The organism is Luteimonas sp. MC1572 (assembly GCF_016615815.1).
In the GTDB taxonomy this organism is placed as follows: Bacteria; Pseudomonadota; Gammaproteobacteria; order Xanthomonadales; family Xanthomonadaceae; genus Luteimonas.
The window spans coordinates 1,165,500-1,189,029 of sequence record NZ_CP067112.1 but is presented as its reverse complement, the minus strand read 5'-3'; the positions used below and the strand labels follow the sequence as shown (position 1 = coordinate 1,189,029).

Annotated in this window: 23 protein-coding genes; 15 read left to right on the top strand and 8 right to left on the bottom strand. The window is 69.6% G+C overall.

Annotated features, from left to right (window positions below):
- Positions 1–34 precede the first annotated feature (34 nt).
- On the top strand, positions 35–1,681 hold the full coding sequence (locus tag JGR64_RS05390; RefSeq protein ID WP_233348434.1) for an EAL domain-containing protein: 1,647 nt from the start codon (positions 35–37) through the stop codon (positions 1,679–1,681).
- 21 nt (positions 1,682–1,702) lie between these two features.
- Here JGR64_RS05390 and JGR64_RS05385 read toward each other — a convergent pair whose 3' ends face one another.
- The 5 genes from JGR64_RS05385 to JGR64_RS05365 form a co-directional block, all read right to left on the bottom strand.
- On the bottom strand, positions 1,703–3,985 hold the full coding sequence (locus JGR64_RS05385; protein ID WP_199375600.1) for a thiamine pyrophosphate-dependent enzyme: 2,283 nt from the start codon (positions 3,983–3,985) through the stop codon (positions 1,703–1,705).
- A gap of 19 nt (positions 3,986–4,004) precedes the next feature.
- Positions 4,005–4,676 carry a glutathione S-transferase family protein gene (locus tag JGR64_RS05380; RefSeq protein ID WP_199375598.1) on the bottom strand — a complete coding sequence of 224 codons (672 nt, stop codon included), beginning with the start codon at positions 4,674–4,676 and terminating at the stop codon, positions 4,005–4,007.
- The gene (locus JGR64_RS05375) at positions 4,643–5,197 is read right to left on the bottom strand and encodes a GNAT family N-acetyltransferase (protein ID WP_199375596.1); all 555 of its coding nucleotides are present in this window, start codon (positions 5,195–5,197) and stop codon (positions 4,643–4,645) included. Before JGR64_RS05375 ends, JGR64_RS05380 begins: the two co-directional genes overlap by 34 nt.
- Positions 5,198–5,257: 60 nt before the next feature.
- Positions 5,258–6,427 carry an acyl-CoA dehydrogenase family protein gene (locus JGR64_RS05370; protein WP_199375594.1) on the bottom strand — a complete coding sequence of 390 codons (1,170 nt, stop codon included), beginning with the start codon at positions 6,425–6,427 and terminating at the stop codon, positions 5,258–5,260.
- Positions 6,428–6,582: 155 nt separating this feature from the next.
- Positions 6,583–7,401 carry a glycine zipper 2TM domain-containing protein gene (locus JGR64_RS05365; RefSeq protein WP_199375592.1) on the bottom strand — a complete coding sequence of 273 codons (819 nt, stop codon included), beginning with the start codon at positions 7,399–7,401 and terminating at the stop codon, positions 6,583–6,585.
- Positions 7,402–7,582: 181 nt separating this feature from the next.
- Here JGR64_RS05365 and JGR64_RS05360 point away from each other — a divergent pair, with 181 nt between their 5' ends.
- The gene (locus JGR64_RS05360; protein WP_199375591.1) at positions 7,583–7,813 is read left to right on the top strand and encodes a DUF6116 family protein; all 231 of its coding nucleotides are present in this window, start codon (positions 7,583–7,585) and stop codon (positions 7,811–7,813) included.
- A gap of 3 nt (positions 7,814–7,816) precedes the next feature.
- Positions 7,817–8,578, top strand: coding sequence for a TatD family hydrolase (locus tag JGR64_RS05355; protein ID WP_199375588.1), 762 nt, complete (start codon positions 7,817–7,819; stop codon positions 8,576–8,578).
- On the opposite strand, the gene JGR64_RS05350 is transcribed toward JGR64_RS05355, so the two are convergent.
- The gene (locus JGR64_RS05350; RefSeq protein WP_199375586.1) at positions 8,575–9,378 is read right to left on the bottom strand and encodes a tRNA threonylcarbamoyladenosine dehydratase; all 804 of its coding nucleotides are present in this window, start codon (positions 9,376–9,378) and stop codon (positions 8,575–8,577) included. The two genes, JGR64_RS05355 and JGR64_RS05350, sit on opposite strands and share 4 nt — an antisense overlap.
- A gap of 65 nt (positions 9,379–9,443) precedes the next feature.
- On the opposite strand from JGR64_RS05350, the gene JGR64_RS05345 reads away from it, so the two are divergent.
- The 5 genes from JGR64_RS05345 to cls all read left to right on the top strand — a co-directional run bounded on the left by JGR64_RS05345 (position 9,444) and on the right by cls (position 13,590).
- A complete protein-coding gene (locus tag JGR64_RS05345; protein WP_199375585.1) occupies positions 9,444–9,926 on the top strand; it encodes a hypothetical protein in 483 nt (160 codons plus the stop codon).
- An 82-nt stretch (positions 9,927–10,008) separates the two neighbouring features.
- Entirely contained in the window at positions 10,009–10,485 is a 477-nt protein-coding gene (locus JGR64_RS05340; RefSeq protein ID WP_199375583.1) for a glycine zipper 2TM domain-containing protein, read from the top strand.
- A gap of 72 nt (positions 10,486–10,557) precedes the next feature.
- Positions 10,558–11,043: a DUF456 domain-containing protein gene (locus tag JGR64_RS05335; protein ID WP_199375581.1), complete on the top strand. Its 486-nt coding sequence runs from the start codon at positions 10,558–10,560 to the stop codon at positions 11,041–11,043.
- Between the two features lie 44 nt (positions 11,044–11,087).
- A complete protein-coding gene (locus tag JGR64_RS05330; protein WP_199375579.1) occupies positions 11,088–12,215 on the top strand; it encodes a phospholipase A in 1,128 nt (375 codons plus the stop codon).
- Positions 12,216–12,324: 109 nt separating this feature from the next.
- A complete protein-coding gene (cls, locus tag JGR64_RS05325; RefSeq protein ID WP_199375751.1) occupies positions 12,325–13,590 on the top strand; it encodes a cardiolipin synthase in 1,266 nt (421 codons plus the stop codon).
- A gap of 27 nt (positions 13,591–13,617) precedes the next feature.
- Here the strand turns inward: cls and JGR64_RS05320 are convergent, their stop codons facing one another.
- The gene (locus tag JGR64_RS05320) at positions 13,618–15,147 is read right to left on the bottom strand and encodes a fumarate hydratase (protein WP_199375577.1); all 1,530 of its coding nucleotides are present in this window, start codon (positions 15,145–15,147) and stop codon (positions 13,618–13,620) included.
- A gap of 109 nt (positions 15,148–15,256) precedes the next feature.
- Between JGR64_RS05320 and JGR64_RS05315 the strand changes: the two genes are divergently transcribed.
- The 6 genes from JGR64_RS05315 (at position 15,257) to JGR64_RS05290 (ending at position 20,699) form a co-directional block, all read left to right on the top strand.
- Positions 15,257–15,832: a sigma-70 family RNA polymerase sigma factor gene (locus JGR64_RS05315; protein WP_233348391.1), complete on the top strand. Its 576-nt coding sequence runs from the start codon at positions 15,257–15,259 to the stop codon at positions 15,830–15,832.
- Positions 15,829–16,455, top strand: a complete 627-nt coding sequence (locus JGR64_RS05310; protein ID WP_199375573.1) for a hypothetical protein — start codon at positions 15,829–15,831, stop codon at positions 16,453–16,455. The genes JGR64_RS05315 and JGR64_RS05310 overlap by 4 nt, the downstream gene beginning before the upstream one ends.
- Before the next feature lie 49 nt (positions 16,456–16,504).
- Positions 16,505–17,389, top strand: a complete 885-nt coding sequence (locus JGR64_RS05305) for a DUF4097 family beta strand repeat-containing protein (RefSeq protein WP_199375571.1) — start codon at positions 16,505–16,507, stop codon at positions 17,387–17,389.
- A gap of 75 nt (positions 17,390–17,464) precedes the next feature.
- Entirely contained in the window at positions 17,465–19,348 is a 1,884-nt protein-coding gene (locus JGR64_RS05300) for an ABC transporter ATP-binding protein (RefSeq protein WP_199375569.1), read from the top strand.
- 47 nt (positions 19,349–19,395) lie between these two features.
- Positions 19,396–20,205 carry a ferredoxin--NADP reductase gene (locus tag JGR64_RS05295; protein ID WP_199375567.1) on the top strand — a complete coding sequence of 270 codons (810 nt, stop codon included), beginning with the start codon at positions 19,396–19,398 and terminating at the stop codon, positions 20,203–20,205.
- 71 nt (positions 20,206–20,276) lie between these two features.
- On the top strand, positions 20,277–20,699 hold the full coding sequence (locus JGR64_RS05290) for a universal stress protein (RefSeq protein ID WP_199375565.1): 423 nt from the start codon (positions 20,277–20,279) through the stop codon (positions 20,697–20,699).
- Positions 20,700–20,732: 33 nt separating this feature from the next.
- Here the strand turns inward: JGR64_RS05290 and JGR64_RS05285 are convergent, their stop codons facing one another.
- On the bottom strand, positions 20,733–21,230 hold the full coding sequence (locus tag JGR64_RS05285) for a glutathione peroxidase (RefSeq protein ID WP_199375563.1): 498 nt from the start codon (positions 21,228–21,230) through the stop codon (positions 20,733–20,735).
- A gap of 73 nt (positions 21,231–21,303) precedes the next feature.
- On the opposite strand from JGR64_RS05285, the gene JGR64_RS05280 reads away from it, so the two are divergent.
- Complete coding sequence (locus tag JGR64_RS05280; protein WP_199375561.1) at positions 21,304–23,526, top strand: M3 family metallopeptidase; 2,223 nt, start codon at positions 21,304–21,306, stop codon at positions 23,524–23,526.
- Positions 23,527–23,530 lie beyond the last annotated feature (4 nt).

Sequence of the window (23,530 nt, the reverse complement as noted above, 5' to 3'; positions counted from 1 at the left end):
CCGGATGCCGCGCAATGGAAGCCTTGGGGTGGCGATGACCGGCCGCGGCAGGGCCGTTGCGCGGGGGGCCGGTTGGCTGCTTGCAGCCATCGCCCTGCTCGCCCCGGCCTTCGCAGGCGCCAGGGAGGCGGAAACGCTGCGCATTGGCGGCGATGCCGATTATCCGCCGTACCACTTCCTTGACGAGGACGGCCAGGCCGACGGCTTCGACGTGGCGCTGGCGCGCGAGGTCGCGCGTGACCTGGGCATGGAGCCGCGCTTCGAGCTGGGCGCATGGGACGACGCCCTGGAGCGCCTCGCCCGCGACGAGGTCGATATCGTGCCGATGTTCTGGTCGGCCGAGCGCGAGCAGCGCTTCCTGTTCACCGAGCCGATCCTGATCCGCCACCATGCCCTGTTCGGCCCGCGCTCGCGGGCGGTGCTGGATTCACTCGACGAACTCGCCGACGTGCGCGTGGCGGTGCAGCATGCGGGCCTTGCCTGGGAAGCGCTGCGCGCGCAGGCCGGTCCGGGCGTGGTGCTGGTGGAACTCGACAACGAGGCGGACACGCTGGCGGCGGTGGCCCGCGGCGACGCCGACTATGCCCTCGCGCCCACCGGCATCGGCTACTACGCCATCCACCAGCACGACCTGCGCGACATGGTGGCACTGAGTCCGCCGCTGCTGGAACGCCGCTATGTGTTCGCGGCGCGCCACGGCCGCGCCGACCTGGTGGCGCGGATCGATGCCTCGCTCGAACGCCTGCGCGCCAGCGGAACGCAGAACGACCTGTACGTGGAATGGATCGGCAACCTGAGCGCACGCAAGGCCCTGCCCTGGCCGGCGATCACGGGCGGCGTGGCGGCGCTGCTGGTGATCGGCGGAAGCACGCTGGCGTGGCGCAGGCGCCGACGGGACAGCCCCGTGGTGCAGTACGCCGGCCAGCATGCGGCCTTGCTCGCCGAACTCCAGGACGCGATCGACAACGACCGCCTCGGTTACCAGTTCCAGCCCAAGCTGGACCTGCGCAGTGGCCGCTGGCTGGGCGCCGAGCTGCTGGTGCGCTGGGACCATCCGCAGCGTGGCCCGATGTCGCCGGAAGAGTTCGTGCCCATCGCCGAACAGGCACGCGTGATCGGCGCCATGAGCCTGCACCTGGTGCGCTGCGGCCTGCGGCAGCGCCAACAATGGCCCGCTGCAGACCCGCCGCTGCACGTCTCGGTGAACATCTCGGCCAACGACCTGGCCGACCCGCGGCTGGTCGATGCCATCATCGCCCGGCACGGCCAGGACGGCCCGGGGCTGATGCTGGAGATCACCGAGACCGACGTCATGCGCGAGCCCGGACTGGTCGCCGAGGCGGTGCCGCGGCTGCGTGCGCATGGCATCCGCATTTCCGTGGACGACTTCGGCGCCGGCCATTCCTCCCTGGTCAACCTGCGCCGCCTCGCCCCCGACGAGCTCAAGATCGACCGCTCGTTCGTGACCTCGCTGCTCGACTCGCGCTCGGACCAGGCCATCGTGACCGCGATCATCGGCCTTGCGCACGAACTGGGCGCCACAGTGGCCGCCGAGGGCATCGAGGACGACGCCACCCGCGACTGGCTGGCCGCCGCGGGCTGCGACATCGGCCAGGGTTTCGGCATTGCGCGGCCCATGGGCGCAGCGCAGCTCGCGACACTGCTGCGCGCGCAGGCCTAGCGCGCGCCGCGTGCGGACGCGTTACGGCGCGACCACAGCCAGTCGATCGGCAGCCGCCACGATCTCGGCGTCCGACGGAATCACCAGGAACGCCGCACCGGCGAGCGGCGTGAATGTGTCGGCACCGACCACGCGCTGCAGCGGCCGCGCGCCGAATCCGCCCTCGACCACGGCGGTGATGATGCCCTCGCCCACGCCGGCGCTGCGCCGGCCTTCGTCGACCACGAGGATGCGCTTCGCGCTTGCGGCCTGCTCGCGGATGAAGCCGTCGTTGAGCGGTACCAGCCAGCGCAGGTCGACCACGCGCACCTTCCAGCCGTGCGTTTCCTCGATCGTGCGCGCGGCGCGCAGGCTCATCGGCACGCCGTTGCCGAAGGTGAAGATCACCAGGTCATCGTGGCCTTCGCCGTACACCCGGCCTTCGCCGAGCGTCATCGCCTCGCCGGGTGGCGGGTAGCTGGTCAGCCAGCCGCCGTCGCCGGGCGCGTGCAGGTCCTTGGCCATGTACAGCGCGATCGGCTCGAGCAGCGCACACACGCGGCCGTCGACCTTGGCCAGCGCGGCCAGTGTGCGCAGCATGGTCGCGGCATCGTCGCCGCGGCTCGGGCAGCCGACCACCAGGCCGGGGATGTCGCGCAGCGCGGTGATCGAGTTGTCGTTGTGGAAGTGCCCGCCGAAGCCGCGCTGGTAGCCCAGCGATGCGATGCGCACCACCATCGGGTTGCGGTACTGGCCGTTGGAGAAGAACTGCAGGCTGGCCGCCTCGCCGCGGATCTGGTCGCAGGCGTTGTGGAAATACGCCAGGTACTGGATCTCGGGCAGCGGCAACAGCCCCATGTTGGCGTAGCCCTGCGCCAGGCCGAGGATCACCGTCTCGTCGAGCAGGGTGTTGAACACGCGTCGCGCGCCGAACGCCTTCTGCAGGCCCTTGGTGACGGTGTACACGCCGCCCTTCTGCGCCACGTCCTCGCCGAACAGCAGCGTCTCGGGATACTTGCAGAACAGGTCGTGCAGCGCCTGGTTGATCTGGATGGCGAGGTGCTTCGGCGGCTGGTTTTCCGGCAGCTTGGCCTCGCCGCCGAACACCTCCAGCCGGCGCGCGTCGAAGTCGGCGCGCGTGGCTTCGGCCTGCACCGCCGCCGGCGTGTACGGCGCGAGCGGCGCCATCACGTCTTCGAGCGAGTCGAGGCGCGGGCGACGGTCGGCATCCTCTGCGGCGGCGAAGCACCTGGCGCGCGTGGCCTCGTACAGCGCCAGCACCTCGTCCTTCGACATCAGCCCCGACTCGAGCGCGATCGCCGCAGAACGCAGCAGCGGATCGCTCGCTTCCACCGCGCACAGCTCCTCCAGCGGCCGCCATTCGATCTCGAAGTCGGTGCCGGCGTGGCCCATGATCCGGGTGGTGCGCAGGTGCAGGAAGGTCGGGCGGCGCGTGCGCCGGCAGTGTTCGACCGCGCGCTGCACGTCGCCATAGCCGGCGGCCAGGTCAAGGCCGTCGGCGGCGAAGTAATCCAGGTCCGGGCGCTGCGCGAAGTTGCGCGCCACCCAGCCGTCCGGCGTCTTCACCGAAATGCCGATGCCGTTGTCCTCGCACACGAACAGCACCGGCGCGGGCAGCTTCTGGTAGGCCGTCCACGCCGCGGCGTTGAACGCGGTCTGCGCGGTGGCGTGGTTGCTGGACGCATCGCCGAACGAGCAGATGGCGATGCTGTCGTCCGGGATCGGCAGCGCATGGCCGATGCGCCGGCCCTGCTCGATCGCGACCGCGGTGCCGAACGCCTTGGGCAGGTGCGAAGCAATCGTGGACGTCTGCGGCAGCACCCAGAGCGCCTTGCTGCCCCAGACCTTGTGCCGGCCGCCGCTCGCCGGGTCGTCCTTGCTGGCGGCGAACGACAGCGCCGAGTCCATCACCGGGTCCATGCCCGGCAGCTTGCGGAAGCGCTCGGCCATGAAGCCGCCGGAGCGGTAGTGCAGGAACGCGGGATCGGTGTGCCGCGTCAGCCGCGCGACCATCGCATTGCCCTCGTGGCCGCTGGAACCGATCGTGTAGAAGACCTTGTCTTGCACGCGCAGCACGCGCGCCATGAGATCCAGGTGGCGGCTGATCAGCTGCGACTCGAACAGCTCGCGGAAGCCGCGCGCATCCAGCGCGCTGCCGTCGAGGATCGCCTCGTCGGCGGCCGGGCGCGCGTCGACGTGGCCGTTCCAGCCGCGCACGAACTCGCTGAAGTTGACGTCGCAGATCTCGGCACGGTTGAGGCCGCGCATGCGCGCGGGGATGGGCTGGGGAACGACCTGCGACATGGCGTGGCGATTTCCGTGGTCAGTGCGTCGCCAGCAGGGCGGCGACGTCGGGCGTGGGAGGCGGGATCGGAAGGAAGCCCGGCGTTGCGCGCACGCGCGCCAGCCAGCCGCCGATCGCCGGATAGGGCGTCAGGTCGAAGCCGCCGTCGCCGGCAACGTCGGTGTAGGCGAAGAGCGCGATGTCGGCGATACCGTAGCCGTCACCGCTGAACCAGGGATGCGCGGCCAGGTGCTGCTCCATCACCGCCAGCGCCTGGTGGCCGCGCTCGAGGCAGCGCGGCAGTTCCGCGGCGCGGCGTGGGGAATCGGTCGGGGTCCAGCCGCGGATGAAGCGCGCGACGGCGATGTAGGGCTCATGGCTGTACTGCTCGAAGAACATCCATGACAGCGCCTGGGCGCGCTGCCAGGCATCGCCGGCGAAGTACGGCGTGCCTTCGGCCAGCCAGCACAGGATCGCATTCGACTCCGCCATGCGGCGGCCGTCGTCGAGCTCGATCACCGGCACCCGGCCGTTGGGGTTGATCGCGAGGAATCCCGGCGTGCGTGTCTCGCCGCGGCTGCTGTCGGTTTCGACCCAGCGATAGGGGCGACCGAGCTGCTCCAGCAGCAGCTTCACCTTGTGGCAATTGCCCGAGGGCGAAAAGCCGTGGACGGTGATCACGGCGCGCCGCCCGCGCCACGCGCGCGCCATTGCGCGCGGGTCTGCCCCCAGATGTCGACGGCTGCATCTTCGTAAGGCGCCGGCAATCGTCCCGGCCCGCGGAGCGTGGAACCCAGGCGCTTCGCGAGCTGTTGCGAAGCGACGTTCTCGGGCGCGATGCAGTGGATGAATTCGTCCCAGCCGAGATTCGCCAGCGCCCAGTCGATCGTGGCGATCGCTGCTTCAGTCGCATAGCCCCTGCCCCACGCATCGGGGTGGAACGAGTAGCCGATCTCGTTGCCCGGCCAGCCCTCGGGCTTCCACGGGCCGACCTGGCCAAGCCAGCTGCCGCTGGCCTTCTCGACGACTGAAAACATGCCGAAGCCCTGCACGGCCCAGGCACCGGGCATCTGCAGGAACTTGCGCCACGCCGGCGCACGCGGCTGGTGACCGCCGATGTGGCGCGCGGCCTGCTCGTCGCCAAGCAGTTCGGCATAGCGCTCGAAATCGCCCAGCTGCGGCGGGCGCAGGACCAGGCGTTCGGTTTCAAGGCGGAGCTCGGGCAAGGCCATGGTGGACGCACCTCTATCGCGTGGACCGGTGGGCGCCGCGGCGCGGCGCCCGGACAGGGCTCAGCCGGCGAAGGCGTTGATGCCGGTCAGTTCGCGGCCCACCACCAGCTGGTGCACGGTCTCGGTGCCCTCGTAGGTGATCACCGATTCCAGGTTCAGCGCGTGGCGGATCGGGCAGTGCTCGGTGGTGATGCCGGCGCCGCCGAGCAGGTCACGCGCTTCGCGCGCGATGTCGATGGCCATGCGGCAGTTGTTCCACTTCGCCACGCTCACCTGGGTGGGCTGCATCTTGCCGGCATCCTTCAGGCGACCGAGCTGCAGGCTCAGCAGCTGCGCGCCGGTGATGCGCCGCGACCAGTCGGCCATCTTCAGCTGCGCGCTCTGCGTGGCCGCGAGCGGGCGGTTGAACAGGATGCGCTCCTTGCTGTAGTTCAAGGCCTCGTCCAGGCAGGCGATCGCCGCGCCGATCGGACCCCAGGTGATGCCGTAGCGCGCCTGGGTCAGGCAGCCCAGCGGCCCCTTCAGGCCCTTCACGTTCGGCAGGCGGTTGGCCTCCGGCACGCGGACGTTGTCGAAGAACAGGCCGCTGGTCACCGACGCGCGCAGGCTCATCTTGTGCTTGATCTCCTGCGCACTGAAGCCGGCGAAATCCTTCTCGACGATGAAGCCCTGGATGCCGTCTTCGGTCTGCGCCCAGACGATCGCGATGTCGGCCATGTTGCCGTTCGTGATCCACATCTTGGCGCCGTTGATGATCCAGTCGCCGCCGTCCTTCTTGGCATGCGTCTTCATGTTGGCCGGGTCGGAGCCGCCGTGCGCCTCGGTCAGGCCGAAGCAGCCGATCACCTTGCCGGCGGCCATGTCGGGCAGCCAGCGCTTCTTCTGCTCCTCGGTGCCATACGCGAAGATCGGATGCATGCACAGCGACGACTGCACGCTGGCGAAGCTGCGGATGCCGCTGTCGCCGCGCTCCAGCTCCTGGCAGATCAGCCCGTAGCTGACGTAGTTGAGCTCCGAGCCGCCGTATTCGGCGGGCAGCGTCGCGCCCAGCAGGCCGAGCCCGGCGATCTCCGGGATGAGCTCCTTCGGAAAGCGGCCCTGGTCGAAGCACTCGCCGATGATCGGCAGCACGCGTTCGTCGGTGAACCGCGCCACCGTGTCCTGCACGGCGCGCTCCTCATCGCTGAGCAGGGAGCGGACGTCGTAGAGGTCGTAGGGATTCAGGGCCATGGAAGCGCAACCGGTCGGCGGAAACCCGGCATTGTAGCGATGGCCGGCGGCGCCGGGCAGGCCATGGCGCGGGGCGTTACCGGCCGGCAGTTCCCGGAAACGACGCGGGCCCGGAAATCCGGGCCCGCGTCAGCGTTCACCTGGCGGCGCTGCGATCAGCCGCGCTCGGTGTCGCCGTCGACGCTGGCGACCTGGGTGACCACCTGGCCGTCGATCACCGGCAGGCGGTCACCGGGGCGCTCGTCCATGCGGATGCTGCGCTCGTCACCGTCGTAGCGGTAGGTGACGTCGTAGCCGACGGTCACGTCCTGGTTGCCCAGCGGGATGCGGTTGCCGGGCTTGCTGTCGGTGCGCATGGTGCCGGTGGTGCCATCCGGGTTGCGGTAGGTCACGTTGTAGGCGACCACGCGCGACGACTGCGCGCTGTCCTGCACGGTGCGGCACTGGCGGTCGACGCGCTCGACGACCTGGCCACCGACGTGGCGACGGTCCACAGCGCGGCCGGCATAGCCGCCGCCGACGGCACCGGCCACGGTGGCCAGCTTGCGGCCGTTGCCGCTGCCGACCTGGTTGCCCACCAGGCCACCGATGACCGCACCTGCGACAGTGCCGCCGATGTTGCCGTCGCGCTCGGGGAGGCGCTCCTGCACGACCACGTCTTCGCAGACCTGGCGCGGGCTGGAACTCGTGGTGGTTTCGCGGATCGCCTCGGAGCCGATCACGGTCGCATACAGCGCCTCGCGCTCGGTGATCGGCTTGACGGCGACGACGTCGGCATATTCAAGGCGGCCCGCGCTCGGGATCGCGCCATCGTCGAGGCGTCCTTCCGATGCGTCGGCGGCGACGTCCAGCGAGGTGCCGGCGGCGGCGATGTCGGCGCGCGGCTGGTCGGTGCGACCACCCTGGAAGGCGGCGACGGCAACGCCACCGACAAGCAGCGAAGCGAGGGCAATGGCTAGCGTGTTGTTCTTCATGGAGCGCCTCCTCGTGGGCGGTACCGGTGGACCGTGCGGCGGTGCCGCGGATAACGGGATTCGAACACTTCACGCCTGAACGGGTGCCGGCCACCCGGCCTGCAAACTGACGGATCCGTGAACCAGGCCACACCCTGCCGCGTGCTAGCGTGCCTGCATCGCACGCCCGTGGAGTGTCGCCATGCCCAATCCCCTGCTGATCCCGCTGATGCGATGGCTGGGCCGCCTGAGCTTTCCGAAGCTGTTCATGGCCGCGGCGGGCCTGTTCCTGGTCACCCTCGTGGTCCCGGATCCGCTGCCGTTCGTCGACGAGATCCTGTTCGGCCTCGGTGCCCTGCTGCTCGCGCGCCGCAAGCGGCCCGCAGGCGGGACAGCGAAGGACACCATCGACGGTGAAGCCCGGCGCGGTTGAACCATGCTGGTCGACAGCCATTGCCATCTCGACGCAATCGAGTTCGACGCCGATCGTGCAGCAGTAATTGCCCGGGCGCGTGCGGCGGGTGTGCGCATGCAGGTCCTGCCCGCGACGCACGCTGGCGCCTGGCCGGGTCTCCGCGAAGCGGCCGCTCTCGACGATGGCCTGTACCCGGCCTACGGCCTGCATCCAACCTTCCTCGCCCACCACCGCCCGGGACACCTCGAGCAGCTGCGCACCTGGCTGGCGCGCGAGCGCCCGGTGGCGGTCGGCGAATGCGGGCTCGATTACTTCGTGGAAGGCCTGGACCCGGCGCAACAGGCGCACTGGTTCGACGGCCAGCTGCAACTTGCGCGCGAGTTCGACTTGCCGGTGATCGTGCACGCGCGGCGCGCGGTGGACGCGGTGATCGCCGCCATCCGCCGCATTGGCGGCCTGCGCGGCGTGGTGCACAGTTTTTCCGGCAGCCGCCAGCAGGCGGAAGTGCTGTGGCGCGAGGGCTTCCTGCTCGGCCTCGGTGGTCCGGTCACCTACGAACGCGCGCAGCGGCTACGCCGGCTGGCCGCCGACATGCCGATAGAACACCTGCTGCTGGAAACCGACGCGCCCGACCAGCCGGATGCCGGCCTCCGCGGCCAACGCAACGAACCGGCGCGCCTTGCCGTGGTGTGCGCGACGATCGCCGCGCTGCGCGGCGTGGATGACCATGTGGTGGCCGAAGCCACCAGCGCCAACGCGCGGCGGCTGTTCGCGCTGGACTAGGCGTCGCGCGCCTGGCCGCGTGCAAGCAGCATCTCCAGCGCCTTGCCCGCCGCGGCGAACGCGAATGCGCCGGTGATATGCGTGGCCGCGCCGAGGCCGCCACCGCAGTCGAGGTTGAGCGCGTCGGCACCGCCGACCTGCGGGCGCAGGCCGCAGACGCTGCCATCGGGCTGCGGGTAACGCACGTTTTCCAGCGAGTACACCGCAGGCACGCTGAAATAGCGCCGCGGCCCCTTGGGGAAATTGAACTCGCCGCGGAGCTTGCGCCGCACCAGCGCCAGCATCGCGTCGTGCTCGGTCTTGGACAGGTCGCGCACGCGCACCAGGGTCGGGTCCACGCGCCCGCCCGCCGAGCCCACGGTGATCAGCGGCAGCTTGCGGCGCCGGCACCATGCGATCGCCTCGACCTTGCTGCGGAAGCTGTCGCAGGCATCGATGACCAGGTCATAGCCGCGATCGAGCAGCTCGTCGAGGTTGGCCGGCGTGAGGAAACTCGGCAAGGCGTCGACCGTCATCGCCGGGTTGATCGCACGGCAACGTTCCGCCATGGCCTCGACCTTGGCGCGCCCGTAGTGGCCTTCGAGCGCCGGAAGCTGGCGGTTGGTGTTGGACACGCACAGGTCATCGGCATCGATCAGCGTCAGCCGACCGACGGCGCTGCGCGCGAGCGCCTCGGCCACCCACGAGCCCACGCCACCCAGGCCCACCACCGCGACATGGCAGTCGGCAAAACGCGCCACCGCGCCACGCCCGTAAAGGCGGTCGATACCCGCGAACCTGTCCTGCCAGTGCTTGTCCATGCGCGCATTTTAGCGGGTGCGCCGCATACAATCGCCGCTGTCCAACCGCCAGCCGGAGTGCACGCATGTCGACGCCGCCCGATACCACGCCCCACGCAGGTCCCGCGAGCCACGCGGGCAAGCCGCACTCGGCTGCGGTCCGCTACCTGTTCGTCTTCGTCCTGGGCCTGGTGCTTGGCGTGGTGGCGGTGGTGATGCTGTTGCGCGCGCTGGAGGCCCGCAAGACCTGGCAGGACCACTACCCCAAGGCCACCATGCACCTGCTGTCCGCGCACAGCGCACAGCTGCGCGACGCGCTGCAGGCCAACCGTTGCGCGGCGACGGACGTGCTGCCGCACCTGCAGGCGCTGCGCGTGCTGGGCAACGATCTCGAGCCCGCATTCGCCGACCTGCGCGATGACACCCGCTTTGCCACCCACGCCGGCAAGTTCCGCGGCGCCATCGACAGCGCCCTGGCATCGCCGCCGCTGAACTGCGCGGGACTCAAGACCACCACCGAGGCCATCGGCGCGGACTGCAAGGCCTGCCACCGCGACTTCCGCGGTTGATCGGCTGTTCACGACCCTGCTCCTAAGGTCGCGGGGTGGAAGGTCCACCTTCCCATCCCCCCGCGATCTCAGGAGCAACGCAATGAAGATCCGCCTGATCGGTGCCACCGCCGCGCTTGCCGCGCTCACCATGGTCGGCTGTGCGAGCACATCGCCCGGCTATTCCAGCGGCAGCGGCTACGGCAATACCGGTTCGTCCGCCTACGCCTGCCAGGACTGCGGCGTGGTCACCCGCATCGACCATCGCGCGCGCGGTGGCAATACGCCCAATGCCACCGGTGCCGTGCTGGGTGGCGTAGTGGGCGCCGTGGCTGCGCGTGAAATTGCCGGCCGCAACACGGACAGCGAGGGCCGCCGCAACACCGCGACGGTCGCCGGCGCGGTCGGCGGCGCGGTGGCGGGCAACGCCATCCAGAACCGCGTCCAGGGGGACTCGGTCTACGACGTCCACGTGCGCCTCGACAACGGCCGCATGACCGTGGTCACCCAGACTGACCTGGGCGGGATCCGCGAAGGCTCATATGTGCGCGTTGCGGGTGGCCGCGCCTCGCTGCGCTGATCCATCCTCCTCGTTTCGTGTTCTCCTGACGGCCCGCCATGCGGGCCGTCATTACATGGGCAGGCTGCCAAGATGGATGCACAGGTTCTCTATTACGTCCTCGCCGCGATCCTGGTGGTCGCCGGCGTCATCGGCACGATCCTCCCCGCGCTTCCGGGCCTGCCGCTGGTGTTCGCCGGCATGCTGCTGGCGGCATGGGCCGGCGGATTCGAGCAGATCGGCGTGGTCACGCTCGCGGTACTGGGGGTGCTGACCCTGCTGTCGCTCCTGATCGACTTCTGGGCCACCGCGCTCGGCGCGAAACGCGTGGGTGCGAGCGGCAAGGCGATCGTTGGCGCGATCATCGGCACCTTCGTCGGTGTGTTCTTCGGCCCGGTGGGGCTGTTCGCCGGTCCCTTCCTGGGCGCGCTGGCGGGTGAGCTGCTGCACGGACGCGACGTCGGGCAAGCGGCGCGGGTCGGCTTCGGCACCTGGCTGGGCATCGTGTTCGCGATCGTGCTGAAGCTGGCGCTGGCTTTCGCGATGCTGGGCCTGTTCGCGTTCGCATGGTTCCTGTGACACCACGCTAGACTCGCGCCTCGCCTCGCCAACACAGCCATCCCATGCCACCACGCCTGTCGGCCATCCTGTCCCTGTTGTGCGCCTTGCCGTTCACCGCAGCCGCCCAGTCGCCACCGGCCGGCAGCCCGACCGCCTGTGTCGCGGTCGAGAGCGACGCCGAGCGCCTTGCCTGCTACGACCTGGCCGCCGGCCGCCAGGCGCGTTCGCCGCAGGCCGCCGATGAAGCCGCCGCCCGCGCCCGCGCGGAGGCCGCGGCGCTCGAAGCCGCAGCCGCGCAGGCACGACCCGCCGACACCAGCAGCGACTTCTACCCGCACGACGACGATCCGCGCCGCGAGGCGCTCGCCAATGCCGGCCGCGGCTCGCTGCTCGACAGCCGCTGGGAGCTGGCGCGCGACTCGAAGCTCGGCACCTTCAACATGCGTGCGTACAAGCCGGTGTACCTGCTGCCGGTGTTCTGGAGCAGCAACCAGAACCCGTCGCCGGCCAGCTCTTCGCCCGGCGTCGAGGCGCAGGCGATGGACACCGACGAGTTCGAGACGAAGTTCCAGATCAGCTTCAAGACCAAGGCGCTGGAGAGCATCTTCGGCGACAACGGCGACCTGTGGATGGGCTACACGCAGAGCTCGCGCTGGCAGGTGCTCAACAGCGACGCCTCGCGCCCGTTCCGCGAGACCAACTACGAGCCCGAAGTCCTCATGGTGTTCCGCAACAGCTACAGCCTGTTCGGCTGGAAGGGGCGGATGGCGGCGATCGGCATCAACCACCAGTCCAACGGCCGCGCCGACCCGCTCTCGCGCAGCTGGAACCGGGTGATGTTCAACGTCGGCCTGGACCGCAAGGACTGGGCGGTGACGTTCCGCCCCTGGATCCGGCTGTCCGACGGCAGCGATGACGACAACCCGGGCATCGAGGACTACCTTGGCCGCGGCGACGCCACCCTCGTGCACACCCGCGACGATGGCCAGGTGTACTCGCTGATGGCGCGCCACTCCCTGCGCAGCGGCGACCGTTCGCACGGCGCACTGCAGTTCGACTGGGGGTTCCCGATCAGCAACCAGCTGCGCGGACACCTGCAGGTGTTCGACGGCTACGGCGAGAGCATGCTCGACTACGACCACCGCGCGACCTACGTGGGCCTCGGCATTTCGGTGATCGACTGGTTCTGACCCGGCCCGGCTTCACGCGCCGGTGAATGCGCGCGCCCCAGAGTAGGCGGACCCGGCCCGACCCTGCCGAGGGGAATGCATGAGCCGCCGAACCTGGAGCCGCAAAAAAATGGCCTGGACCATCGTCCTGACCGTCATCGCCACGGTGCTGGTCGTGGTGGTGGCGATGAACTTCGCCACTCCCGAAAAGAAAATCGAACGCAAGGTCGAGCACACGCACGCCGTGGCCGACCCGCAGTTCCGCCGCGAGATGTCGGTGTTGCTGGGCCCGGCGATCATGCCGGGCAACCACGTGGTCGACTACCAGAACGGCGACGAGATCTTCCCGGCGATGCTCGCGGCCATCGCCTCGGCGCAGAAGACCATCACCTTCGAGACCTACATCTACTGGTCCGGCGACATCGGCCGCAAGTTTGCCGATGCACTGGCCGCGCGCGCCCGCGACGGGGTGCGCGTGCACCTGGTGGTCGACTGGGTGGGCAGCATCAAGATGGACGAGGAGCTGCTGCAGCGCATGCAGGACGCGGGCGTGCGGGTCGAGCGCTACCGGCCGCTGCACTGGTACAACCTCGGCCGCATGAACAACCGCACCCACCGCAAGCTGCTGGTGATCGACGGAAAGGTCGGCTTCACCGGCGGCGTAGGCATCGCCGACCAGTGGACCGGCCACGCGCAGGATCCCGACCACTGGCGCGAAGCCCATTTCCGCATCGAGGGGCCTGCAGTCGCGCAGATGCAGGCCGCGTTCAACGACAACTGGATCAAGACCACGGGCGAGCTTCTCAACGGTCCGGACTACTTCCCCGAGCTCGAGCACGCCGGCGACATGGCCGCGCACCTGTTCATCGCGTCGCCCGCGGGCGGCAGCGAGAGCATGCACCTGATGTACCTGTCAGCGGTCGCCGCGGCGGAGCACACGATCGACCTGACCGCGTCGTACTTCGTGCCGGACGAGCTGATCACCAAGGCGCTGATCGCGGCCCGCAAGCGCGGGGTGAAGGTGCGAGTGATGCTGCCCGGCAAGCACATCGATTCGGAAACCGTGCGCCTGTCATCCAAGGCCAGCTGGGGCGAACTGCTGCAGGCCGGCATCGAGATGCACGAGTACCAGCCGACCATGATCCACGTGAAGCTGCTGGTCGTGGACCGGGAGCTGGTCTCGGTCGGCTCGACCAACTTCGACATCCGCTCGTTCCGCCTCAACGACGAGGCCAGCCTCAACATCTACAACCACGCGTTTGCCGAACGCATGACCCAGGTCTTCGAGGACGACCTGAAGCACGCCAAGCAGTACTCGTACGAAATGTGGGAACGACGCCCGCTTCGCGAGAAGCTCGCCGAACGGATCGTGCGCCCGATCCGTTCGCAGCTGTAGGGCGTCGCTCGCCTACCCGCAGAGGGCTCAGGCCGGCTCGACCACCACCGGAATCCTGCCGATCCGCGACTGCCACTCGCGCGGGCCCGTTTCGTGCACCGACTCGCCGGTGGAATCGACCGCCACCGTCACCGGCATGTCCTGCACCGTGAACTCGTAGATCGCCTCCATGCCCAGGTCCTCGAAGCCGACCACGCGCGCCGCCTTGATCGCCTTCGACACCAGGTAGGCCGATCCGCCGACCGCCATCAGGTACGCCGACTTGTACCTGCGGATCGCGTCGATGGCGACCGGCCCCCGCTCCGCCTTGCCGATCATGCCCAGCAGGCCGGTCTGGCTCAGCACCTGCTCGGTGAACTTGTCCATGCGCGTCGCCGTGGTCGGACCGGCCGGGCCGACGACCTCGTCGCGCACCGGATCCACCGGCCCCACGTAGTAGATGAAGCGGCCGCGGAAATCGACCGGCAGCGGCTCGCCGCGGTCGAGCATCCCCACCATGCGCTTGTGCGCCGCATCGCGGCCGGTCAGCAGCTTGCCGTTGAGCAGCAGGGTCTCGCCCGGCTTCCAGCTCGCGACCTCCTCCGGCGTGACCGTGTCCAGGTCCACGCGGCGCCCCTTGGACGTATCGAGCACCAGCTTCGGCCAGTCCTCCAGCGACGGCGGATCCAGCATCACCGGACCGCTGCCGTCGAGCGTGAAGTGCGCATGGCGCGTGGCCGCGCAGTTGGGGATCAGCGCCACCGGGAGGTTGGCCGCGTGGGTCGGGTAATCCTTGACCTTGATGTCGAGCACCGTGGTCAGCCCGCCCAGCCCCTGCGCGCCGATGCCGAGCGCATTGACCTTGTCGTACAGCTCCAGGCGCAGTTCCTCGGCACGATTCGACGCGCCACGCGCCTGCAGGTCGACGATGTCGATCGGCTCCATCAGCGCCTCCTTGGCCAGCAGCATGGCCTTCTCCGCGGTGCCGCCGATCCCGATGCCGAGCATGCCCGGCGGGCACCAGCCGGCGCCCATGGTCGGCACCGTCTTCAGCACCCAGTCGACGACCGAATCCGACGGATTGAGCATCGCGAACTTGCTCTTGGCTTCCGATCCACCGCCCTTGGCGGCCACGATCACGTCGACCTTGTTGCCGGGAACCACCTTGAAGTTCACCACGCCCGGCGTGTTGTCGCGGGTGTTGATGCGCTTGCCGGCGGGGTCGGCGAGCACCGACGCGCGCAGCTTGTTGTCGGGGTGCGCGTAGGCGCGGCGCACGCCCTCGTGGACCATGTCCTCGACGCCCATGGTGGCGTCGTCCCAGCGCACGTCCATGCCGATCTCGAGGAACACGGTGACGATGCCGGTGTCCTGGCAGATCGGCCGGTGGCCCTCCGCGCACATGCGCGAATTGATCAGGATCTGCGCCATCGCGTCCTTGGCGGCCGGCGACTCCTCGCGCTCATAGGCGGCGGCGAGGTTCCGGATGTAGTCCACCGGGTGGTAGTAGCTGATGTACTGCAGGGCATCGGCGATGCTCTGGATCAGGTCGTCCTGGCGGATCGTGGTCGGGGTCACGGCTGGCTCGGCTGCTGGCGGGTCAATCGTGCATTTTACGCCGCTGTGCAGGGGCGGCTTAAACCTCCGGGCGTGACGGTGCATCCGACTGGGTATGCTCGACGCCGCGATGACCGCCCCCTGCCACGACCCGGCCCCCGACACCGGCGACTGCGACCTGCCGCTGGCCCGCGCCGCGGCGGCCGGCGATGCCGCGGCATTCGAAGCCCTGTACCGGCGCCACGCGGCGCGCGTCCACGGCGTGGTGCTGCGCCTGGCGGGCTGGCAGCACGCGCGCGCCGAGGACCTGGTGCAGGAAGCCTTCCTGCGCGCCTGGCGGGCTTTGCCGCAGTGGCGCGGGGACAGCGCGTTTGGCACCTGGCTGCACCGGCTGGCGGTGAACACCGCACTGATGGACCTGCGCGCACGCAAGGCGCGCCCGGGCCTGGATGGCGACGACGGCGACGTGATCGACGCGCTGGCCGGCGCCGATTCGGCCGGCCACGGCACCGCGCTGGCGCTTGACCTGGACCGCGCCGTGGCGTCGCTGCCGCCGCGCGCCCGCGCTGTGCTGGTGCTGTTCGACATCGAGGGCTGGAGCCACGACGAGATCGCCTCGACCCTCGACATGGCGGTGGGCAGTTCGAAGGCGCAGCTGCACCGCGCGCGCCGGCTGCTCCGCACGCGACTTGGAGACTTCGCATGAACCGTGACAACCACGACGATATCGACCGGGCCGGTCACGACGACGTGCTTCCGGCTGTCCTGCAGGCGCGGCTTGCCGCCCTGCGCCAGGACGTGGCGCCACAGCGCGACCTCTGGCCTGCGATCTCCGCGCAGCTGGCGCGGGCACCCGCGCGCGACCCGACAGCTGCCCCGCGAGCGGTTGGCATGGGCGCAACCACCGCTGCGTCTCGCATCAGCGCTCACCCAGGTGCCAGCCGGGGCCGGCGCGGCACAGCCAGGCTGGCGCCCTACGCCATCGCCGCGTCCGTGCTGGTCGCAGTGGCCGTGGGCTGGCAACTGGCGCCGCGCCTCTCCACGGGCGCCGCCGCGCCGACCATCGCGGCCGACGCCGCGCAGGACGCACCGCTGCTGCGCGTGGCCGACGCCATGACCCGCGAATACCTCGGCGCGCTGCGCGAGCTGGATGCCGCCCGCGCTGTCGACATGGCGCCGGACGCCTCCGGCGGCGTGCTGGCCGAACTCGACCGCAGCGCGGTCGAAGTGCGCGCCGCGCTGCGGCACGACCCCGACGCCGTGTTCCTCGTCCAGCGCCTGCAGCGCATCTATGCCCAGCGACTGTCGCTGGCACGCCGGCTTGCCTGATGCCTTGTCCCTGTCCCTTCACGCCCCGCCTTAGCCCCTGGAGCCAGTCATGATCCGTTCCCTCCTGCTCACCGGCCTCGCCGCCGCCTTCGCCGCGCCGGCGTTCGCCGCCACGCCGATCAACGAAACCCGCCCGCTCGACGCTCGCGGCAGCGTCGATGTCTCCAACCTCAAGGGCAGCATCGAGGTGCGCACCTGGGACCGCGCCGAAGTCCGCATCACCGGCAGCCTCGGCGACGGCGTGGAGCGCCTCGCCATCGAGGGCGGCGAGCGCAGCCTCTCGGTGGAGGTGCGCTACCCGCGCAACAGCCGCAATTCCGAACCGACCACGCTGGTCATCGACATCCCGCGCCAGGCCAGCCTGGAGGTCGACTCGGTCGCCGCCAGCGTCAACGTCACAGGGGTCGGCGGCGCGAAGCTCGACATCGAGAGCGTCAGCGGCGCGGTGGTTGCGGTGGGCGCGCCGGGCGAAGCGAGCATCGAAAGCGTGAGCGGCAACCTGCGGCTGAACCTCAACAGCCGCGAGGTCGCTGTCGACAGCGTCAGCGGCAACATCGCGCTGCGCGGGCGCATCGGCAGCAGCGTCGAGGCCGAGTCGGTGTCCGGCAACATCGACATCGACACCCGCGGCGAACGCCTGCGCCGGCTGGACGCAAGCTCGGTATCGGGCGACACCAGCATCCGCACCGGCCTGGCCAGCGGCGGCAGCATCACGCTGGAGTCGGTGAGCGGCGACATCCGCCTCACGCTGCCCCGCGATCTGTCCGCGCGCGCCAGCGGCGCCAGCTTCAGCGGCTCGCTCGACGCGGCCGGTGCCGACGTCAAGCGCAAGAAGTACGGCCCGGGCGCGAGTTTCGAGCATCGCTACGGCGGCGGCGACGGCGAGGTCAAGCTGGAGACATTCTCCGGCAACGCGCGCCTGTCGCTCGACTGACCACCGCGGCCGGCGGCGCATGTCCGCCGGCCGTGATTTCACCCGTGCCTCCAGGGGGCCCGGCATGATGGCGCCATGAGCCCCGCCAGCACCGCAGCCGACAGCGCCCCGCCCCGGCCATCCTCCAGCCCCTCGTTCCGCGAACGCGTCAATGCGCTGCGCAACCTGCCGCCGTTCCTGCGCGAGATCTGGCGCACAAGCCGGCCGCTGACCATTGCCAGCCTCGGCCTGCGGGTGATCCGCGCGCTGTTGCCGGTCGCCATGCTCTACATCGGCAAGCTGATCATCGACGAGGCGATCCGGCTGGTCGGCAGTGGCGCGATCGACGGCGGTTTCGGCGACGCCTGGGCCGCCGGGCTCCTGCATCCGCTGGCGCTGCTGATCGCGCTCGAGTTCGCGCTGGCGATCGTCTCCGACCTGCTCGGGCGGCTGGTGTCGTACTGCGATTCGGTCCTGTCGGAGATGTTCACCAACGCCGCCAGCGTGCGGCTGATGGAGCACGCGGCGACCCTCGACCTCGAGGACTTCGAGGACCCGGAGCTGCAGGACAAGCTCGACCGCGCGCGCCGCCAGACCATGGGGCGCATGAACCTCATGGGCCAGCTGTTCGGCCAGGCCCAGGACATGATCACCGTGGTCAGCTTTGCCGCGGGGCTGCTGGTGTACGCGCCCTGGTTGATCGTGCTGCTGGCGGTGGCGCTGATCCCGGCCTTCGTGGGTGAGGCACATTTCAACGCGCTCAACTATTCGCTCAACTTCCAGTGGACGCCGGAGCGGCGGCAGCTCGAATACCTGCGCCAGACCGGCGCCAGCGTGGAAAGCGCCAAGGAGGTCAAGATCTTCGGCCTCCACCGTTTCCTGGTGGAGCGCTTCCGCGTGCTGTCGCAGGCCTTCCTGCTCGCCAACCGAAGGCTTGCCCGGCGCCGCGCGTTCTGGGGTGCGCTGCTGGCGGCGTTCGGCACGCTCGGCTACTACGTGGCCTACGGCTATATCGCGTGGCGCACGGTGCAGGGCGACTTCACCATCGGCGACCTCACGTTCCTGGCCGGCAGCTTCCGCCGCCTGCGCCAGCTGCTGGAAAGCCTGCTGATCGGGTTTTCGCAGGTCGCCGGCCAGGCGATGTTCCTCGACGACCTGTACTCGTTCTTCGAGATCCAGCCGGAGATCGTCTCGCGCCCGGACGCCTCGCCCATCCCGCGCCCGATCGCCACCGGCTTCGTGTTCGACAACGTCGGCTTCCGCTATCCGGACGCCGCGCGCTGGGCGCTGCGAGGCGTCGATTTCCAGCTGCATGCCGGCGAAGTGCTGGCACTGGTGGGCGAGAACGGCGCCGGCAAGACCACCCTGGTGAAGCTTCTGGCGCGGCTGTACGACCCGGTCGAAGGCCGCATCCTGCTCGACGGCCGCGACCTGCGCGACTACGACCTCGACGACCTGCGCGCCAACATCGGCGTGATCTTCCAGGACTTCGTGCGCTTCCACATGACCGCGGCCGAGAACATCGGCGTCGGCCAGGTCGACGCGATGGACGACCGCCCGCGCATCGAGGCCGCCGCGCGCCGCGCGCTGGCCGACGAGGTCATCGCCGGCCTGCCCGGCGGCTACGACCAGGTCATCGGCCGCCGCTTCAAGACCGGCGTGGACCTGTCCGGCGGCCAGTGGCAGAAGGTCGCCATCGCCCGCGCCTACATGCGCGACGCCCAGGTGATGATCCTCGACGAACCCACCGCGGCCCTCGACGCGCGCAGCGAATACGAAGTCTTCCAGCGCTTCCGCGAACTCTCCGACAACCGCTCCGCCGTGCTGATCTCGCACCGTTTCTCCAGCGTGCGCATGGCCGACCGCATCCTGGTGATGGCCGATGGCCGGATCGAGGCCAGCGGCACCCACGCCGAGCTCATGGCCGCCGGCGGCCGCTATGCCGAGCTGTTCGAACTGCAGGCCGCGGGCTACCGCTAGCGGCGGCGGTACAATGGCCGGGTTTCCTCCCCAGCCAAGAACCCCGCATGTCATCCGCGTTTGGCACCGAAACGGTGCTGGACGTCCGTCACTGGACGGACGACTACTTCAGCTTCACCACCACCCGCGACGACGGCTTCCGCTTCGAGAACGGCCAGTTCGTGATGATCGGCCTGCCGGTCGCGCAGGCCGACGGCTCCAGCAAGCCGCTGCTGCGCGCGTACTCGATCGCCAGCGCCAACTGGGAAGAGCAGCTCGAGTTCTTCAGCATCAAGGTGGCCGACGGTGCCCTGACGTCCCGCCTGCAGCACGTCAAGCCAGGCGACCATGTGCTGATCGGGCGCAAGCCCACCGGCACCCTGCTGATCAGCGACCTGCACCCCGGCCGCAACCTGTATCTGCTGGGCACCGGCACCGGCCTCGCACCGTGGCTGTCGATCATCAAGGACCCCGAAACCTACGAGCGCTTCGAGCGCGTGGTGCTCTGCCACGGCGTGCGCCGCCAGGCGGATCTCGCCTACCGCGACTACTTCAGCAACGAACTGCCGCGGCATGAGCTGCTCGGCGACATCCTGCGCGACCGCCTGCTGTACTACCCGGCCGTCACCCGCGAGGACTTCGTGGTTGACGGCCGCCCGCAGCGCGGGCGCCTGACCGACATGATGGCCAGCGGGCAGATGATGGCCGACCTCGGCCTGGACCCGCTCGATGTCGCACACGACCGCGCCATGCTGTGCGGCAGCCCGCAGATGCTGGCCGACTTCCGCAGCCTGCTCGACGGACGCGGCTTCACCGCATCGAAGCGCATCGGCGTGTCCGGCGACTACGTGTTCGAGCGCGCTTTCGTCGAGAAGTGACGCCGCCGCGCTGTCCGGCCACCGCGCCCAGCGCGTAGAATCGCGCCATTCGATCCGCCGAGGAACATCCGATGAAGATCCTGGTCGCCGTGGACGGCAGCGATATCAGCCTGCGCGCCGTGAAGTACGCCGTGCGCCTGGCGGGCAAGCTTGCCAAGCCAGCGAAGCTGTTCCTGGTGGCGGTCGACGCCGAACCGTTCCCGGGCGTGGAAAGCCGCATCGGCAAGGCGGCCATGGCGCAGATCCATGCCGAAAGCCACGAACGCATGCTGGCGCCGGCGCGCAAGGCGCTCGCCCGCGGCAAGGTCGACGTGCGCGAGATGGCGGTGATCGGCGAGCCGGCGGACGCCATTCTTGCGGCCGCCAGGACCGCAAAGGCCGACCTGCTGGTGATGGGCTCGCACGGACGCGGTTCGGTGAAGGGCATCCTGCTCGGCTCGGTGTCGAGCAAGGTCATCGCCCAGACCGAGCTGCCGGTCACCATCGTCCGCTGATCGCCGCGCCCCGGGCGCAGGCCCGGGCACGCTTCAGCGGAGCGCGGCCTCGATATCGGCACGCATGGCGTCGGGCGTGGTGGTGGGCGCATAGCGCGCCAGCACGCGGCCATCGCGTCCCACGAGGAACTTCGTGAAGTTCCACTTGATGGCGTCGATGCCGAGCACGCCGCCCTTCTCCGACTTCAGCCAAGCCCACAGCGGGTGCGCATCGCGGCCGTTGACTTCGACCTTGGCGAACATCGGGAAATCGACGCCCTGGTCGATGGAACAGAACCGCGCGATCTCCTCGTCGCTGCCAGGCTCCTGGTGGCCGAACTGGTCGCAGGGAAACCCCAGCACGACCAGGCCGCGCTCGCGGTAGTCGTTCCACAGCTGCTGCAGGCCCGCGTACTGCGGCGTGAACCCGCACTGCGACGCCACGTTGACCACCAGCAGCACCTGCCCGGCGTAGTCGGCCAGCGGTTGCTGCCGTCCATCGATGCGCGTGGCGCTGAAATCCGACGCGGTGCTGGCTGGGGGCGTGACCATGTCTTTCGTCATGTCCTGCATGGGCCCGGGCACGGTACCCTTCGGGGGTTGAGTCTACCTCCGGAGTACCTGAATGAAGCATCCGCTGTCCCTGGCCCTCGCGGCCGTGCTCGCCGGCGCCGCGCTGTCGCCCGCGCTCGCCCAGTCCACCGCCACCGCCGCGGAGTCCGCCATGTCCGCCAGCGCAGATGCCCTGAAGGGCAATCCCTTCGCGGTCGAGAGCACCCTCCCGCTGCAGTACCCGCATTTCGACCGGATCCGTGACGAGCACTTCGCCCCGGCCTTCGATGCCGGCATGGCCGAGCAGCTCGCCGAAGTGCGCGCGATCGCCGACAACCCTGACGCGCCGACCTTCGAGAACACCATCCTGCCGCTCGAAACCAACGGCCAGACGCTGGGCCGCGCAATGCGCGTGTTCTTCAACCTCGTCGGCACCGACACCAACGACGCGCGCAAGAAGCTGCAGGCCGACTATGCCGGCAAGTTCGCCGCGCACCGCGATGCCATCTCGCTGGACCCCAAGCTGTTCGCGCGCATCAAGACGCTGCATGACGCCCGCGCCACGCTGGGCCTGGACGCCGAGGGCGTGCGCCTGGTCGAGGAGTACTACAAGGACCTGGTGCGCTCCGGCGCGGCCCTGGACGAAACCCAGAAGGCGCGCCTGAAGGAGATCAACGGCGAGCTGGCCAAGCTGGGCACCACCTTCAGCCAGAACGTGCTGGCCGAGGTCAACGATTCCGCCGTTGTCGTCGACACCGCCGCCGAGCTCGACGGCCTCACCCCCGAGCAGATCGAAGTGGCGGCCACCGCCGCCAAGGCCCGTGGCCATGAGGGCAAGTACGTCATCACCCTGCTCAACACCACCGGCCAGCCGCCGCTGCCGCAGCTCAACAACCGCGCCCTGCGCCAGCGCGTGCATGAAGCCTCGGTCGTGCGCGGCGCGCGTGGCAACCAGTGGGACAACCGCGAGATCGTGGCCACCGTGCTGAAGCTGCGCGCCGAGCGCGCCAAGCTGCTGGGCTTCGACACCTATGCCGATTACGTGCTCGACGGCGAAACCGCCAAGACGACGGACGCGGTGAACGCCATGCTCGGCCAGCTGGCCCCGGCCGCGGTGGCCAATGCCCGCAGCGAGGCCGCCAAGCTGCAGGCGATGATCGACACCGAGCAGGCCGCCAAGGGCGAGCCGACCTTCCAGCTCGAGGCCTGGGACTGGGCGTACTACACCGAAAAGGTGCGCAAGGCCGAGTACGACTTCGACGAATCCCAGCTCAAGCCCTACCTGGAAATGAAGAACGTGCTGGAGAACGGCGTGTTCTTCGGCGCCACCCAGCTCTACGGCATCACCTTCAAGGAACGCACCGACCTGCCGAAGTACCACCCCGACACCTGGGTGTACGACGTGCACAACGCCGACGGCAGCCAGCTCGCGATCTTCATCTTCGACCCCTACGCGCGCGACTCCAAGCGCGGCGGCGCCTGGATGAACTCGTACGTGTCGCAGTCCGGGCTCGAGAAGACCCTGCCGGTGGTGGCCAACCACCAGAACATCCCGAAGCCGCAGGCCGGCCCGACGCTGCTGACCTGGGACGAGGTCACCACGATGTTCCACGAGTTCGGCCATGGGCTGCACGGCATGTTCTCGGACGTGAAGTACCCGTACTTCAGCGGCACCAGCGTGCCGCGCGACTTCGTCGAGTTCCCGTCGCAGGTCAACGAGATGTGGGCCGACTGGCCGTCGGTGCTCGCCAACTACGCCAAGCATCACCAGACCGGCGAAGCCATGCCGCAGGCGCTGCTGGAAAAGGTGGTCGCGACCGCCAAGTTCAACCAGGGCTTCGCGACCACCGAATACCTCGGCGCGGCGATGCTCGACCAGTACCTGCACCAGCTGCCGGCCGACAAGCTGCCCGCCGCCAAGGACGTGCTCGCCACCGAAGCAGCGGCGCTCAAGGCCGCCGGCCTCGATTTCGCCGCAGTGCCGCCGCGCTACCGCACCACCTACTTCAGCCACATCATGGGCGGCTACGCGGCGGGCTACTACGCCTACATCTGGTCCGAAGTTCTGGACGCCAACACCGTGGCGTGGATCGAGGAGAACGGCGGCCTGACGCGCGCCAACGGTGACCGCTTCCGCGCCACGCTGCTGTCGCAGGGCGGCAGCAAGGATGCGCTGCAGCTGTTCACGGACTTCTCGGGCAAGGCTCCGGACATCCAGCCGCTGCTGGTCAAGCGTGGCCTGGACGGCAGCGTCAGCGACGGCGCCGCGCCGGGCGGCGCCGCTCCCGCCAGGTAAGACT

Bases quoted from the DNA above. Each gene is read 5' to 3' on its own strand.
- JGR64_RS05335 (WP_199375581.1), top strand. From the start codon at position 10,558: ATGGATGCACAGGTTCTCTATTACGTCCTCGCCGCGATCCTGGTGGTC.
- JGR64_RS05375 (WP_199375596.1), bottom strand. From the start codon at position 5,197: ATGGCCTTGCCCGAGCTCCGCCTTGAAACCGAACGCCTGGTCCTGCGC.
- JGR64_RS05310 (WP_199375573.1), top strand. From the start codon at position 15,829: ATGAACCGTGACAACCACGACGATATCGACCGGGCCGGTCACGACGAC.
- JGR64_RS05285 (WP_199375563.1), bottom strand. From the start codon at position 21,230: ATGGTCACGCCCCCAGCCAGCACCGCGTCGGATTTCAGCGCCACGCGC.
- JGR64_RS05315 (WP_233348391.1), top strand. From the start codon at position 15,257: ATGACCGCCCCCTGCCACGACCCGGCCCCCGACACCGGCGACTGCGAC.
- JGR64_RS05300 (WP_199375569.1), top strand. From the start codon at position 17,465: ATGAGCCCCGCCAGCACCGCAGCCGACAGCGCCCCGCCCCGGCCATCC.
- JGR64_RS05345 (WP_199375585.1), top strand. From the start codon at position 9,444: ATGTCGACGCCGCCCGATACCACGCCCCACGCAGGTCCCGCGAGCCAC.
- JGR64_RS05295 (WP_199375567.1), top strand. From the start codon at position 19,396: ATGTCATCCGCGTTTGGCACCGAAACGGTGCTGGACGTCCGTCACTGG.
- JGR64_RS05390 (WP_233348434.1), top strand. From the start codon at position 35: ATGACCGGCCGCGGCAGGGCCGTTGCGCGGGGGGCCGGTTGGCTGCTT.
- JGR64_RS05380 (WP_199375598.1), bottom strand. From the start codon at position 4,676: ATGGCGCGCGCGTGGCGCGGGCGGCGCGCCGTGATCACCGTCCACGGC.
- JGR64_RS05370 (WP_199375594.1), bottom strand. From the start codon at position 6,427: ATGGCCCTGAATCCCTACGACCTCTACGACGTCCGCTCCCTGCTCAGC.
- JGR64_RS05290 (WP_199375565.1), top strand. From the start codon at position 20,277: ATGAAGATCCTGGTCGCCGTGGACGGCAGCGATATCAGCCTGCGCGCC.
- JGR64_RS05385 (WP_199375600.1), bottom strand. From the start codon at position 3,985: ATGTCGCAGGTCGTTCCCCAGCCCATCCCCGCGCGCATGCGCGGCCTC.
- JGR64_RS05355 (WP_199375588.1), top strand. From the start codon at position 7,817: ATGCTGGTCGACAGCCATTGCCATCTCGACGCAATCGAGTTCGACGCC.
- JGR64_RS05340 (WP_199375583.1), top strand. From the start codon at position 10,009: ATGAAGATCCGCCTGATCGGTGCCACCGCCGCGCTTGCCGCGCTCACC.
- cls (WP_199375751.1), top strand. From the start codon at position 12,325: ATGGCCTGGACCATCGTCCTGACCGTCATCGCCACGGTGCTGGTCGTG.
- JGR64_RS05365 (WP_199375592.1), bottom strand. From the start codon at position 7,401: ATGAAGAACAACACGCTAGCCATTGCCCTCGCTTCGCTGCTTGTCGGT.
- JGR64_RS05330 (WP_199375579.1), top strand. From the start codon at position 11,088: ATGCCACCACGCCTGTCGGCCATCCTGTCCCTGTTGTGCGCCTTGCCG.
- JGR64_RS05305 (WP_199375571.1), top strand. From the start codon at position 16,505: ATGATCCGTTCCCTCCTGCTCACCGGCCTCGCCGCCGCCTTCGCCGCG.
- JGR64_RS05280 (WP_199375561.1), top strand. From the start codon at position 21,304: ATGAAGCATCCGCTGTCCCTGGCCCTCGCGGCCGTGCTCGCCGGCGCC.
- JGR64_RS05360 (WP_199375591.1), top strand. From the start codon at position 7,583: ATGCCCAATCCCCTGCTGATCCCGCTGATGCGATGGCTGGGCCGCCTG.
- JGR64_RS05350 (WP_199375586.1), bottom strand. From the start codon at position 9,378: ATGGACAAGCACTGGCAGGACAGGTTCGCGGGTATCGACCGCCTTTAC.